This window comes from Weissella sagaensis (assembly GCF_010306265.1).
Lineage (GTDB): Bacteria > Bacillota > Bacilli > Lactobacillales > Lactobacillaceae > Weissella > Weissella sagaensis.
Map to the genome: position 1 here is coordinate 284,142 of NZ_BLKA01000001.1, position 13,843 is coordinate 297,984.

Sequence of the window (13,843 nt, forward strand, 5' to 3'; positions counted from 1 at the left end):
TTGCCTTTTTTCATAATTTTTACTTTTCTAAAGAAAGAATTGGATCAAAATACTTTAAGTTCGGATAATCAACATTCCCCCCATCCGTTAATGCCAAATCTGGAATTGACGTAATGGGTAAAAACGATAGGTAGAATAATGGATCTGGTAATTGGCTACCCAATTGACGAGCTGCCTCTTTCAAATCAAGTTCTTTTTGCGCTAATTCATTCGGTGTCATGTCAGTATTAATACCTGCAATTGGTAATTCGAGCAATGAAATAACTTGACCATCAACAACCACAACTTGACCACCACCACAAGCAATTAAGGTATTAGCAGCTAAAGCCATATCTTGCGGATTAACACCTGCAACAACTAAGTTATTATCATCAGGTGCCATTGTCGTTGCAATAGCACCTCGTTTAATTGACCAACCCGAGATAAATCCACGTGCATGATTACCATTAACCCCATAGCGTTCAATAACTGATGCCAATGCAACATCATCTGCCACACTTGGTTGCACAACCCCTTCTATAACCGGCAATGTCACATCTAAACGCTTACGAACAAATGGTCCCACACTATTAATCGTTTGTACCACTGCTTGCTTGGCATCATCTGCCACACGATAAGCAAAATCATCTGCCGTTAAATTATGATGATGAACCGTATCTAAAATATTTGCACGACGCTTTGGTGGCATAAATGCAATCTGTTCTTCATCTGCAACTGTCACAATCTCTCCCTTGCTGATAACAGTTTCCACGTTAAACGAAGTTGGGTCATCAACCAACAAAATATCTGCTTGCTTGCCTGGTGCAACTGAACCAATCTGATCATCAACATGATAAGCTTCTGCGCCATTAATCGTCGCCATTTGAATAGCTGTCATTGGACTAACACCCGCTTGAATGGCTAGTTTAACCATATGATCTAAATGACCATGTGTCAAAATATCGTGTGCATTAACATCATCAGTACAAAAACTCGTATGACGCGCAACATTAGCTGTATTTTCGGTAATGGCTTTAATATTTTCAGCCAAAAATTTTGTAACTGATGATTCCCGAATAACAACGTGTAACCCCTTACGTGCTTTTTCTAAAAATTCTTCATGACTATAACTTTCATGATCAATATGGACACCGCCCATCAAAAATTGATTCAAGTCTTTGCTCGTAGCCATAGGTGAGCAACCAAAAATCGGCTTATGATACTTTTGTGCTGCTAAAATTGCCCGCAGCGTATCTTCGTCTTTTGTTTGAATAGATTCTCGGACAGTTTCCCATACACCATACGTTTGTTCTAAAGCTTGATATTTATCATGGTCTGCACCAGTAACATTATAGGCAACTGTTGATTCTGGAATCGTATAAGGTGTCTTGTAAGGTAATCCCCAGAATACTTTCATCGGTAACTTAGCCAATTCATCAAACACTTCCGTTAATCCGTCTAAACCAACCACTGAAATGTACTCATCTAAACCTGATACAATACTGGTCGTCCCGTGAGGCACAACTGCTTGTGCGAACCGTGTCAAACTCAATTTACTACATTCAACGTGGATATGCCCATCAATTAGCCCTGGCACAATATATTTGCCCGTTGCGTCAATATGTTTCGTATCCTCATTAAGATAATCTGAAACATCAGCGTCCACTGCAACAATGCGATCGTGATAAATTGCAACATTTGCTTTGTAATATTCTGCCGTATCTACATTTACCAAGGTACCATTTTCAATTACAATATCGGCTGCAATCTTTGCTGCCCCAGCATCAATATAATTTCCCAATTCTGCTAAAGTCGTCATTTTACTCCCCATTCCCTAATTACTGTTTTGGTAACACATTTAAAACATACAATAATACAACAAAGACAATTAACATTGCCCACATAATGCCATTCACTTCCTTACGGCGACCAGCAGCTGTCATTAAGATTGGATAAGTCAAAAATCCAAAAGCGATTCCGTATGAAATGTTATACGTCAGTGGCATACCGACAACCGTTAAAAATGCCGGGAGTGCTAATTCGAATTCATCCCAGTGAATTTCACGTAATGATGATGCCATCATGACACCGACAACAATTAACGCAGGTGCTGTCACCTGATTCGTAACAACAGCTAGCAATGGTGAAAAGAGCAAACTAAACAAGAATAATACACCCGTCGTAATTGACGTTAAACCAGTCTTACCACCCATTGAAATACCCGCAGAAGATTCAACATAAGCAGCCGTTGGTGTCGTTCCCATAACAGCACCACCTAACATTGAAAGTGAGTCAGCCATTAGGGCGCGACCGATACGTGGCATCTTACCATTTTTCATAATACCTGCTTGTTGTGCTAAGCCAATCAAAGTTCCGGCAGTGTCAAAAAATGCAACCAATAAAAATACTAAAACAACTGCCCACATTTGAGGATCAAGCATCGACGGTAAATTTGTAACCCCCACACCAAATGTTGGCTTCAAACTAGGGGCCATCGAAATAAGGTGTTCAGGCATCGGGATCAAACCAGTTACCAAACCAATAATTGCTGTCGCTACAATCCCAATAAAAATCGCTCCTGGTACACGCTTAGCCATTAAAATAGCAATGATAAAGACGCCGGCAATCGTCAACCAAGTTGTTGGTACAGTTAATGAGCCAATTGCTACTAACGAAGACTTATCAGCAACAATTAGGCCACCACCTTGTAGGCCAACGAAAGCAATAAAAATACCAATTCCAGCAGCCATGGCATATTTTAAATCTTGTGGTATTGCATCAATGACAACTTCTCGTACTTTTAAAAATGACAAGATTGTAAACAAAACTGATGCAACAAACACACCAGCCATCGCTTTTTGCCAAGGAATTCCCATCCCCAAAACAACCGAAAAAGCGAAGAACGCATTATCACCTAACCCTGGTGCAATGGCAATCGGATAATTTGCTAATACCCCCATCAACACACAACCAATAATTGCTGCTAAAGCAGTTGCCGTGAACACAGCACCTTTGTCCATACCTGCAGCACCCAAAATACTTGGATTAACAAATAAGATATATGCCATCGATACAAACGTTGTAACGCCGGCTAATATTTCACGTTTAACCGTTGAATTTTGCGCCGAAACATGGAAAAACTTATCTAAAAAACCAGTCGGTTGTACTTTAGACCCATCAAACTCATTCATGATTACTCTATCTCCTCTTGATTTCATGAAAACTTTCAATCAACAAATCGAATTATCACATACATTAAAAGTAATTTCAATACCAAAAGTTCGTATTTTGAAAGTTGACTAATATAAAAACAATGGTAAAATCAGTTTGTATAGTGATTATAACAGCAAAAGGGGAACAATAAACGTTATGACTGTAACACGTGAGTTTACACAAAACATGCCAAAAGCCGAACTTCATTTGCATATCGAAGGGACGCTAGAGCCAGAATTAAAATTAAAATTAGCCAAACGCAATCATATTAATATCGGACAAGAAACAATCGATGAAGTTAAAAAGACTTACGAATACGATGACTTAGCTTCCTTCTTGGGTGTTTATTATCCAGCAATGAATGTTTTACAACATGAACAAGATTTTTATGAATTAGCTTTTAACTATCTACAACGTGCTGCTAAAAACAACGTTCGCCACGTTGAAATTTTCTTTGATCCTCAAGCACATACTAGTCGTGGCGTTAGTTTTGAAGACGTCATTAATGGTTTGCATCGTGCTATCGTAGATGCCCGTGCTTTAAATATTGACGCTGATTTAATCATGTGTTTCTTGCGTGACTTTTCAAAGGAATCTGCGCGTAAAACCCTTGCACAAGCTTTACCTTACAAAGATATGTTCATCGGTGTCGGTCTCGACTCTGACGAACATAATAATCCGCCGCTAAAATTTGCACGTCAATTCGAAGATGCTAAGGCAGCTGGTCTACATTTGACTGCACACTGTGATATTGATCAAAAAGATTCAATTGAACACATTCGGCAAGCTCTTGAATTAATGGACGTTGAACGTCTTGATCACGGTACAAATATCGTTGAAGATCCTGACTTAGTTGATTTTGTCGTTAAACACCATATTGGTTTAACTTCATGCCCTCTTTCAAACACCTATGTTTCACCAAAGATGAAAGGTGACGAAGTCTTGTCGTTGTTAGAACGTGATGCGAAAGTATCGATTCACTCTGATGATCCTGCTTACTTTGGTGGGTATATTGCGGATAACTATTACGCATTAGCAACTGCCTATGATTTAACCAAAGAACAAATCATCAAACTCGCTCGTAATGCATTTGAGACATCATGGATTAGCGATGAAAAGAAAGCCATTTATATTAAAGAATTAAATGATTATGCCAAAATAAATTAAATGGCATAACAAAAGAGGTTTAGAATTTTTCTAAACCTCTTTTTATTATTTATTTAGATTGCTGTATAACCACCATCAACTAGCAATGTTGTCCCGTTAACAAATGATGCATCATCACTTGCCAAGAATGAAACAACCTTACCAATTTCTTCAGGCTTACCCAAACGTCCTGCTGGATGCAAAGCAACTAATGCTTCCTTATCGGCACCAGCAATTAATGGTGTATCAATGTAACCTGGTGCTACTGCGTTAACACGAATACCTTCAGATGCATAAGTTGCACCTAACGTTTGTGTCAATAGCTTGACACCACCTTTGGCTGATGCATAAGCTGTCACACCAACTTTACCGACAAAACTGTGAATTGATCCCATATTAACAACAGCACCACCGTGCCCTTGCTTTTGCATTTGTTCAATGGCGTATTTATCAGATAAGAACACGCCACTCAAATTAATATCAATGGTATCTGACCACTGCTTATATGACATATCGGTAATATTACCATCACGGGCAATTCCAGCATTAGCAACCATAATATCTAGTGAACCAAAACGACTCACTGCTTTTTCAATAACATTTTTAACATCTTCTTCAACAGTGACATCAGTCTTAACAAACAAAACGCGACTCTCATCCCCCAATGATGCAGCCACTTCATCACCTTTATCAGAAAAATCAGCAATTACAACTTTTGCCCCTTCAGACAATAAGCTTTTTACAGAAGCTAACCCAATTCCTGAAGCACCCCCAGTAACAATTGCAACTTTATCCGTAAATTTTCCCATAAGTTTATCCCCTCTCAAATAACACAATGTTTACCTGTCTATAGGACTATTTTACAATGGTATTCCTAAATTTAGCAAGCGCTTTCAATTATTTTTTGTGATTTATTTCACTATATTAAAAAGCAAATAAAAAAGAGTTGCCAATACAACCCGTTTAACGTGCTTGCATGACAACTCTTTTATAATTTTACTTTTACTCAAACATCATTTGATTCTTGTACAAACTAGCATAGAAACCATCCTGGGCTAACAAGCTCTCATGGTTACCTTGTTCAATAATATTACCATCCTTTAGCACAACAATTTTATCAGCATTTAAGATTGTCTTTAAACGATGCGCAATCACAAAACTTGTTCGGCCAGCAATCACATTATCCATCGCACGTTGAATACGTTCTTCTGTAACAGTATCAACGTTTGACGTTGCCTCATCTAGAATCAATAAATCTGGTTCTGTCAAAATCGTACGCGCAATTGATAACAATTGTTTTTGACCAGTTGAGAATACCGAATTTTCATCTGAAATTTGGGTATCATAACCATTTTCTAATGTCATAATAAAGTCATGAATATTTGCCTGCTTAGCCGCATCAATCACTTCTTCATCAGTTGCATCTTCCTTACCAAAAGTGATATTATCACGAACTGTTCCAGTAAATAGCACTGATTCTTGTAACACAATACCCACGTGATCACGCAATGCGGTCAAATCCATTTGACGAATATCAACCCCATCAAATAACACAGCACCCGAAGTCACATCGTAAAAACGGTTCAACAGATTCATCACCGTTGTTTTTCCCGAACCAGTCGGACCAACTAACGCAACCATTTCACCCTTTTTAACATCAATATTAATACCATGAATAATTTCACGATCTTGATTATAACCGAAATGAACATCTTGTAATTTAACATCATTCTTAATGCCATTAAACTGCACACCATCGGCTGGTTTAATTTCATCATCTTGTGCCAAAATTTCGTTAACACGATGTACACCTGTCATCGCTTGTTGCATCATATTATAAAGTGACGTAATTTGTGAAATTGGTTGGAAATATTGTTGTGAAAACGATACGAATGTCACAATCAACCCTAGCCCGGCTGCCCGTGATGCGACATCACCAGATAAAGCTTGTGTCGCACCAAAGAAAATCACAATTCCCAAATTAACCAATCCCAAACCTTGCATAATTGGGTTTAATGTATTCGACCATGCTTGTGAATAAACCATTGCATGACGTACTTTATTATTATGTTCAATAAAACCAGCAATTGACTTTTCTTGTAAGCCATTCGTGATAATTACTTTTTCACCATTAATTTGTTCATTAATATAACCATTTAAATGACCCACTTCAGCTTGTTGAATATCAACATACTTTTTAGCTTGGATCATAATGATAAAACCAACAATAATAACAACTGGTGTTGAGGCCATCGTGACAGTTGCCATCTTAGGGCTCTCATTAAACATCATCCAAATAACACCAATGAACATTACCACTTGTTGCAATATCTGAAAAACAGCGTTATTCATCGCATTGAAAATATTATCCAAATCAGATGTAAAGCGTGATAAGATTTCACCGTCTTGGTGATTGTCGAAATAACGTACCGTCATTCGTTGCAACTTAGCAAACAAACTTTTTCGCATATCATTAACTGATTTTGGTGCAACAACTGCTTGCGTCAAAGCATTTAAAAATAGTGCAATTAAAATCATCAACGTAAAGCCGGCAAACAAGAACAAAGCTTGATGGAAATCAGCCAAACTAGCTTGACTCTTTGTAACGGGATTTAGATAGGTCATCAAATATTTTGATAATTCCGTAATTGAACGTCCCATGTAAACTGGTGCCTTAACTTGTAACCAAGTTGCTGTGACTGTCAAAACAAGAATCGCTAGCAAAGACCACTTAAACCGCTTCAAATAATGTGAAAAGAAACGAATTGATTCAGACAAATTATTTGTCATCGTGGCGCACCTCCTTTGCTTCTTGTGTTTCATAAATTTCACGATAAACAGGTGATGTTTCTAATAGCTCGCTATGTGGGCCATAAGCAACTAATTTTCCTTCATCCAATACAATAATATTATCTGCATTAATGACGGATGAAACTTTTTCAGCAATAATAAAGGTTGTTGTTTCATTTAATTGCTCATCGAGCGCCTCTTTAACCAATTTTTCCGAACGTGCATCCAATGCAGACGTTGAGTCATCCAAAATCAGTATCTTAGGTGACGCAATGACACCTCGAGCAATTGATAAACGTTGTTTTTGTCCACCAGAGTAATTAGCTGAACGCTCTTCCACCACATGGTTATATTTATCATCATATTGTTCAATAAATTCAGATGCTTGCGCAATATCAGCTGCGCGTTTCATATCTGATTCGTCAGCTGTTGCTAGTCCTTGCCTGAAATTATCGGCGATAGTTCCTGAAAATAGTGTTGCTTTTTGTTGTACAAAAGCAACGGCATCACGTAATGAAGATTCATCAACAGTTTTTAAATCGACACCACCAATTTTAACTGACCCTGATGTTGGATCATAAATGCGGGGAATCAATTGTGCCAATGTTGATTTACCAGATCCAGTGGCACCAACAATACCAATCATTTGACCAGATTCAGTCGTAAAACTAATATTTTTAAGTGTTGGCTTTTCCTCACCATCATACGTAAAACTAACATTATCAAATGCGACACGACCATCTGTAATTTTCTGACCATCTTCGCGATATGACAATTCTGCTTCAGTTGTCATAATTTCTTGAATACGACCCATTGATACTAGCGCACGTGTTGCAAATGATAACATCATCCCACCAACAATAATGGCATTCATGATAATCATAATATAATTAGTAAAACCAGTAACTTGCGCTAACAAGCCCGGATCAGTATCAACCATATTTCCAACTAAATAAATAGCGACTACCATTAATCCTTGCCCAATAAACATAAATGCCGGCATAACCATGGCAAAGAAATAACCAATTTCAATGTTGACGTCTTTTAACTCATCTGAAACATTGGTAAAGCGCTCTTCTTCAGACTTTTCTTGGTTAAATGACTTAACAACGCGCACACCTTGCAAGTTTTCTTTAACTTTATTATTAACTTTATCAATCAACCCTTGAATACGGCCAAACTTTTTACCAATATGCGTTGCCACATAATAAGCAACTGAACCAACCAAAATTACCATAACAAGGATGATCCACCATAATTGTGGAATTGAACGTACTGCCAAAATAAAGCCACCAATAAACAGAATCGGCATCCGCATTAGTGGTTGCAGCACTAGCATCAAAACATTTTGAATTTGTGTCACATCATTAGTTAATCGAACAACTAAGTTTCCAACTGAGAACTTTTCAATATTCGCAAATGAAAATGTCTGAATTTTACGATAGGCACTTTCACGTACATCAGCCGCCATACCTTGTGATGCACGCGCAGCAAAAATCGTATTAACAATTCCTGCCACTAATCCAATCACTGCTAAAATTAATAATTGTAGCCCAATTTGATTAACTTTATTCAAATTATCGTCTGTAATAGCTTGGACAATATTACTTAACAATGTGGGTTGCAATAGCATCGCAACTGATGAAATTACAACCATTAAGATAGCAATCATTAGGTCAAATTTATAGCCTTTCCAATAAGGCTTTAACAACTTCATTTGCTATTCCTCCAAATATTTAATTTTTATCCGTGTAGTACGATATTGTATCACTTGTTATGTCATTTTTGTTAATTTAGTTCACAATTTTTCAAAAACTATTATAACGAATAACGACGCTAACCTTGATTACTCTAAATCAAAAGCTAGCGTCATTATTACTAGTAACCTTGAATGATTCATAACTAATCAGCTGCTGTTAACTGGAATTTAATCCAAGGTTTAATAAAGTCCAACAAAAATATTTCATCGTCACTAATATGACCAATCTTATTTTTACGGGGCTCTCTATGTGGTTCTAACACGATTTGTAATTCATTCTTATAAACACCAAAATCATCATTACCAATCAACACGTCACCACGCTCAAATTGTTGGCTATTATCATGCGGTTGATTAGCTACTGCTTGATACGTAACTCGTGGCATTGTCGAACGAATAACGGTTTCATTAATATCACCACGGCGGAAATGTTGGGATTCTAATGCAATGGTCTTTTCAATATCATTCACATCGTCATTAAAAATCACCGGCAAAGTCAATTGATAACGATTTAAGCGACTTAAACTAGCTAATTCTTTCTCACTGGCATAGGCATTCCCAATAATCACATCATCAATCAAGCCCGTACTAAATAAATTCTTCGCTTGAACGTCAATCGGTAAGTGGCGATCCATTTCTAAAGTAGGTAACCCATCATTGACATTCCAAGGTCCAATAGTCCCTACCTGACTAGCAACAAAGGCTGCAGTATGGATACCATATTTTTTAAATCGCTTGCTACATGCAATAAAGTAGTCATAAGGTAGTCCTGTACCAACCTGAGGATAAAAATTATGACAACCATAAATAAAGGGTTCATTAGCTTGATGACTAATAATATTATTCAGATAATCAACGTCATTGCTTGCATTTAACTCAATAATTAAGTTGTAGGGATTAAATGATAAAAGTGCCTCAGTTGCACCATCAAATGATTGATCTAATCGAATACCAGCAACGTGTAAGTCATTAAAAAAAGACAAATCGTCATATGAAATATGCAATTGATCAAAGATACGTGGGGAAACATCAATAATTGTTTCATAACCCAACTCATTACCAAAATCCACAATACGTTGATACTTCAACTTAGTCTCTGCTGCCGAACCACTAACTTCCAACATACTCATAAAAATGCGTGTAAAGCCATACTGATGTCCCAAAATTAAATACGCTTTATCTTCTTCAAAATCACTATGATCTGGATAAATTGATAATCCTAATTGTCGCTTTGTCATATAATCCCCCTGTCTAGCAAAAGCTAATTCTAAAACTAACAGGCCTTAAACCTGCCAATTATTTTGGTAGGTTTAAAGCCTGTTAGTTTTTCATAGATAATCTACAACAATGCCTCGGCAGCTGCCAAGACCTTGTCACCCTTCATCATGCCATAATCCATCATATTAATAACATCCATTGGAATACCTGCGGCATCTGTCTTAGCTTTAACTTCTTTCTTCATAAAGCTAACTTGCGGACCAAGCAACAAAACGTCTGGCTTTTCGCTAGATGATAATTCATTATCAATATCTGCTGTTGACTTAGCAAAGATTTCATAATCTTTACCACCAGCTTTGGCTGCTTCTTTCATCTTTGTCACTAACAATGATGTTGACATTCCTGCTGCACATGCTAGCATAATTTTCTTATCTGCCATGATACGTTCCCTCTTTTTTTATTAATTAATACCATTAATATAACAGTACATGCACTGTTTTGCAAGCGTTTTCAATAAATTGACTATGCGTTAAAATCACGAAAAAAAGATGTTAAATTCTCAATTATCTCAGACAAATTAACATCTTTTTTTGCACATCATGTTAAGCAGCTTCGTTAGTTTGAATTTCTTCCTTCAAACGATCCTTATCAATTGACTTAAAGAATATATAGTAGATAGCGCCATCAAGCACAATGTTAATAATTTGCATAACTGCACCAGAAATATGTCCTGTTGCTAAGTACCCAGAAATAATTGGTGGCGTTGTCCAAGGAACCATGATTCCCATTGTTTTAGCCACTAATCCAGTACTCATAGCTGTATACGTTGTGATAACATTGGCCATTGGTGCCAAAATAAATGGCAAAACCATCTTATAATTCATAACAATTGGCATACCGAAGATGATTGGTTCATTAACGTTAAACATTGCTGGTCCAACAACCAACTTACCCAACGTCTTTAACTCTTTACTCTTTGATAAGAAAGCAATCATAAAGGCTAATCCAAGTGTTGCCCCAGATCCTCCCATATGAATAAAGTTATCGTAAAATTGTTGCGTCACAATGTTAGGGATTTCCTTACCTGCTTGAACGGCAGCTGCATTTTGTGACATCGCCCCTAGCCATATTGGCATCATCACACCACTAACCGTGTTAGATCCGTGAATACCAAAGAACCACAACAAGCAGATAATCAATTCGACGACAATTGCCCCTGGCAATGAATTGTTCAAATGACTTAATGGATCTTGCAACACGAAAGTAATGATATTCGGAATGCTCTCCATTGGTGTCGCTTCAACAATCATTCGAATAACCCAAACAACCATTAATACTAAGGCTCCTGGGAACAATGAAGCAAATGAATTGCTGACAGCAGGTGGCACACTTGATGGCATTTTAATTGTCAAATTCTTGTGAACTAACCAAACATACAAATCAGTTACGAACAAACCAACCAAAATCGCAATAAATAATCCTGATGAATCTAATTGCTTTAATGGAATCCACATGTCCCCGGCTTTGTCGGTTTTAAGTGGAATGGTTAAAATAAAGGCCCCAATCGCTACAATCATCGATGAAAAAGCTTCTACTCGATAACTTTTCGCTAAATTATAAGAAATACCTGCAACTGCGACTAGTCCCATCAAATGGAACGATGCATTAGTTGGATATTGTACAACTGTTGCCCAATTAGCTCCAAATGTATGAGCCATAAAGTCTTGATAACCTTGGATAGGGAACTGTGCAATAATCATGAAGACAGATCCAATAATAATCATTGGAACTGCAGCAGTCATACCGTCACGCAACGCAACTAGATGACGTGAACCAGAAATTTTCTGGAAGAACGGAATTATCTTCTCGTTCAAGACACTACTTGATCCTGCCATAATCTTTTCCTTCTTATTTATATATTTAAAACCTGTTATTGTTACATTAACCTAAGTCAGCTCCATTTGATGAAATAACTTTTTGATACCACTTGAACGAATCCTTGTAATATCGTTTACCAGTTCCTTCGCCCATATCATCTAAATCAACATAGATAAAACCATAACGTTTTAACATCTCACCTGTTGAAGCAGATACAACATCAATACCTGACCATGGTAGATAGCCATAAAGTGGAATCCCATCTAACGCAACAGCTTGTTCCATTGCCTTAATATGACGTTGGAAGTATGAAATACGATAATCATCATGAATTTGGTTGTCTTCAGTTAACTTATCATAAGCACCAAAACCGTTTTCAACAATAAACATTGGCTTGTGCCAACGATCCCACATCCAGTTCATTGCCCAGCGAATACCTACGGGGTCGATTTGCCATCCCCAATCAGATTTCTCCAAAAATGGATTATCACCATGGTTTTCGTCTTCATTATATTCTAACCATTCATCACCAGTATCTGATACTGTCCATGACATGTAGTAAGAAAATGCCACATAATCAACTGTGTTTTCTGCCAAAATTGTTTCATCTTCTTTAGTTATATCTAAATGGAAGCCTTTATGTTGCCAGAAATTCTTTAACCAGTTCGGATAATGACCATTTGCATGAACATCACCCCAGTAATACCGCGTTTGCATTGCACGCTGTGCCATCAGAATATCTTCAGGCTTTGTTGATGCTGGATAAACAGGATTCATTGACAACATGCAACCAACCTGGATATCAGCATGTAGCTCAGCCGCAATTTCATGGGCATGTTTGGTTACCAATGCTGAAGCGACTAACTCATAATGTGAAGCTTGATACATTAATTCCTGTGCTTCATCTTCCTTATAATCTTTCAAGCCAGAATTTTGCAACATTGGATGCGGATCCATCCATGCTGTCTGATTAGTAATTTCATTGAATGTCATCCAATACTTGACACGATCACCATAACGCCGAATAACTGTATCAGAAAACTTAACAAAGAAGTCTATAACCTTTCGATTACTAAAGCCACCATACTCTGTTACCAAATGGTAAGGAATTTCAAAATGACTGAGTGTGATAACTGGTTCAATATCGTTAGCCAACATTTCATCAATCATGTTGTCATAAAACTGCAAACCAGCTTCATTGGGTTCCGCCTCATCACCATTTGGAAAAATACGTGTCCACGCAATTGAAGTACGGAAAGCCTTCAATCCCAATTCTTTCATCATCTTAAAATCTTGTGGATACGTATGATAAAAATCAATTCCTCGATGGTTAGGGTAGTTCCCGCCTGGTTCAACTGTGTCGGTTACAACACGTGGTGTATCTTTGTTACCTGCTAACATCACATCAGCAATTGAGACACCCTTACCATCAACATCCCAAGCTCCTTCTAATTGGTGTGCGGCAACTGCAGAACCCCAAAGAAAACCATCGGGCATTTTATAACCTGAACTCATATTATTATTTGTCCTCCAACTCTGAAACGCGCTTCATCAAAGCAATTAGTTCAACAGCCATATCCTTAAACGTAATTGCATTCATCAAATGATCTTGACCATGTACCATATACAAATCGATTTCAGTATGCTCACCTTGCGCTTCTTTCGTTAGCATATCTGTTTGTACATCATGCGCCGCTTTTAATTCTTGACTAGCAGCTGCAATCGCCTCATCAGCTTCATCAAATTTGCCATCTTTAGCAAGTTGAATGGCTTGGTAAGCTTGACCTTTAGCATTACCACCATGCATAATCAATCCCATGACAACTTCCATACGTGCGTCATCCATGTCTAAGTCCCCCA

Annotated in this window: 11 protein-coding genes; 1 reads left to right on the plus strand and 10 read right to left on the minus strand. The window is 37.5% G+C overall.

Annotated features, from left to right (window positions below; all coding sequences use genetic code 11):
• Positions 1-19 precede the first annotated feature (19 nt).
• Together G7Y65_RS01490 and G7Y65_RS01495 are read right to left on the minus strand one after the other, a co-directional pair.
• Positions 20-1,798, minus strand: coding sequence for an adenine deaminase C-terminal domain-containing protein (locus tag G7Y65_RS01490; RefSeq protein WP_165314495.1), 1,779 nt, complete (start codon positions 1,796-1,798; stop codon positions 20-22).
• Positions 1,799-1,817: 19 nt separating this feature from the next.
• Positions 1,818-3,170: an NCS2 family permease gene (locus tag G7Y65_RS01495; protein WP_042491974.1), complete on the minus strand. Its 1,353-nt coding sequence runs from the start codon at positions 3,168-3,170 to the stop codon at positions 1,818-1,820.
• A gap of 178 nt (positions 3,171-3,348) precedes the next feature.
• On the opposite strand from G7Y65_RS01495, the gene add reads away from it, so the two are divergent.
• Positions 3,349-4,359: an adenosine deaminase gene (gene add, locus G7Y65_RS01500; RefSeq protein ID WP_042491975.1), complete on the plus strand. Its 1,011-nt coding sequence runs from the start codon at positions 3,349-3,351 to the stop codon at positions 4,357-4,359.
• A 53-nt stretch (positions 4,360-4,412) separates the two neighbouring features.
• Here the strand turns inward: add and G7Y65_RS01505 are convergent, their stop codons facing one another.
• The 8 genes from G7Y65_RS01505 to G7Y65_RS01540 form a co-directional block, all read right to left on the minus strand.
• Complete coding sequence (locus tag G7Y65_RS01505) at positions 4,413-5,147, minus strand: SDR family NAD(P)-dependent oxidoreductase (protein ID WP_042491976.1); 735 nt, start codon at positions 5,145-5,147, stop codon at positions 4,413-4,415.
• A gap of 193 nt (positions 5,148-5,340) precedes the next feature.
• Positions 5,341-7,128, minus strand: coding sequence for an ABC transporter ATP-binding protein (locus tag G7Y65_RS01510; RefSeq protein WP_165314496.1), 1,788 nt, complete (start codon positions 7,126-7,128; stop codon positions 5,341-5,343).
• The gene (locus G7Y65_RS01515; RefSeq protein WP_042491979.1) at positions 7,118-8,845 is read right to left on the minus strand and encodes an ABC transporter ATP-binding protein; all 1,728 of its coding nucleotides are present in this window, start codon (positions 8,843-8,845) and stop codon (positions 7,118-7,120) included. Before G7Y65_RS01515 ends, G7Y65_RS01510 begins: the two co-directional genes overlap by 11 nt.
• A gap of 185 nt (positions 8,846-9,030) precedes the next feature.
• Positions 9,031-10,125, minus strand: a complete 1,095-nt coding sequence (locus G7Y65_RS01520) for a DUF871 domain-containing protein (RefSeq protein WP_165314497.1) — start codon at positions 10,123-10,125, stop codon at positions 9,031-9,033.
• Positions 10,126-10,226: 101 nt separating this feature from the next.
• A complete protein-coding gene (locus G7Y65_RS01525) occupies positions 10,227-10,544 on the minus strand; it encodes a PTS sugar transporter subunit IIB (RefSeq protein WP_042491986.1) in 318 nt (105 codons plus the stop codon).
• Positions 10,545-10,707: 163 nt separating this feature from the next.
• Positions 10,708-12,000, minus strand: a complete 1,293-nt coding sequence (celB, locus tag G7Y65_RS01530; RefSeq protein ID WP_042491988.1) for a PTS cellobiose transporter subunit IIC — start codon at positions 11,998-12,000, stop codon at positions 10,708-10,710.
• A gap of 46 nt (positions 12,001-12,046) precedes the next feature.
• A complete protein-coding gene (locus G7Y65_RS01535) occupies positions 12,047-13,498 on the minus strand; it encodes a 6-phospho-beta-glucosidase (RefSeq protein ID WP_042491991.1) in 1,452 nt (483 codons plus the stop codon).
• 4 nt (positions 13,499-13,502) lie between these two features.
• Positions 13,503-13,829, minus strand: a complete 327-nt coding sequence (locus G7Y65_RS01540) for a PTS lactose/cellobiose transporter subunit IIA (RefSeq protein WP_141926930.1) — start codon at positions 13,827-13,829, stop codon at positions 13,503-13,505.
• Between the last annotated feature and the right edge of the window lie 14 nt (positions 13,830-13,843).

Excerpts from the sequence above, each read along its gene's own strand:
- G7Y65_RS01490 (WP_165314495.1), bottom strand. The coding sequence starts at position 1,798 with ATGACGACTTTAGCAGAATTGGGAAATTATATTGATGCTGGGGCAGCA.
- G7Y65_RS01495 (WP_042491974.1), bottom strand. The coding sequence starts at position 3,170 with ATGAATGAGTTTGATGGGTCTAAAGTACAACCGACTGGTTTTTTAGAT.
- add (WP_042491975.1), top strand. The coding sequence starts at position 3,349 with ATGACTGTAACACGTGAGTTTACACAAAACATGCCAAAAGCCGAACTT.
- G7Y65_RS01505 (WP_042491976.1), bottom strand. The coding sequence starts at position 5,147 with ATGGGAAAATTTACGGATAAAGTTGCAATTGTTACTGGGGGTGCTTCA.
- G7Y65_RS01510 (WP_165314496.1), bottom strand. The coding sequence starts at position 7,128 with ATGACAAATAATTTGTCTGAATCAATTCGTTTCTTTTCACATTATTTG.
- G7Y65_RS01515 (WP_042491979.1), bottom strand. The coding sequence starts at position 8,845 with ATGAAGTTGTTAAAGCCTTATTGGAAAGGCTATAAATTTGACCTAATG.
- G7Y65_RS01520 (WP_165314497.1), bottom strand. The coding sequence starts at position 10,125 with ATGACAAAGCGACAATTAGGATTATCAATTTATCCAGATCATAGTGAT.
- G7Y65_RS01525 (WP_042491986.1), bottom strand. The coding sequence starts at position 10,544 with ATGGCAGATAAGAAAATTATGCTAGCATGTGCAGCAGGAATGTCAACA.
- celB (WP_042491988.1), bottom strand. The coding sequence starts at position 12,000 with ATGGCAGGATCAAGTAGTGTCTTGAACGAGAAGATAATTCCGTTCTTC.
- G7Y65_RS01535 (WP_042491991.1), bottom strand. The coding sequence starts at position 13,498 with ATGAGTTCAGGTTATAAAATGCCCGATGGTTTTCTTTGGGGTTCTGCA.
- G7Y65_RS01540 (WP_141926930.1), bottom strand. The coding sequence starts at position 13,829 with ATGGATGACGCACGTATGGAAGTTGTCATGGGATTGATTATGCATGGT.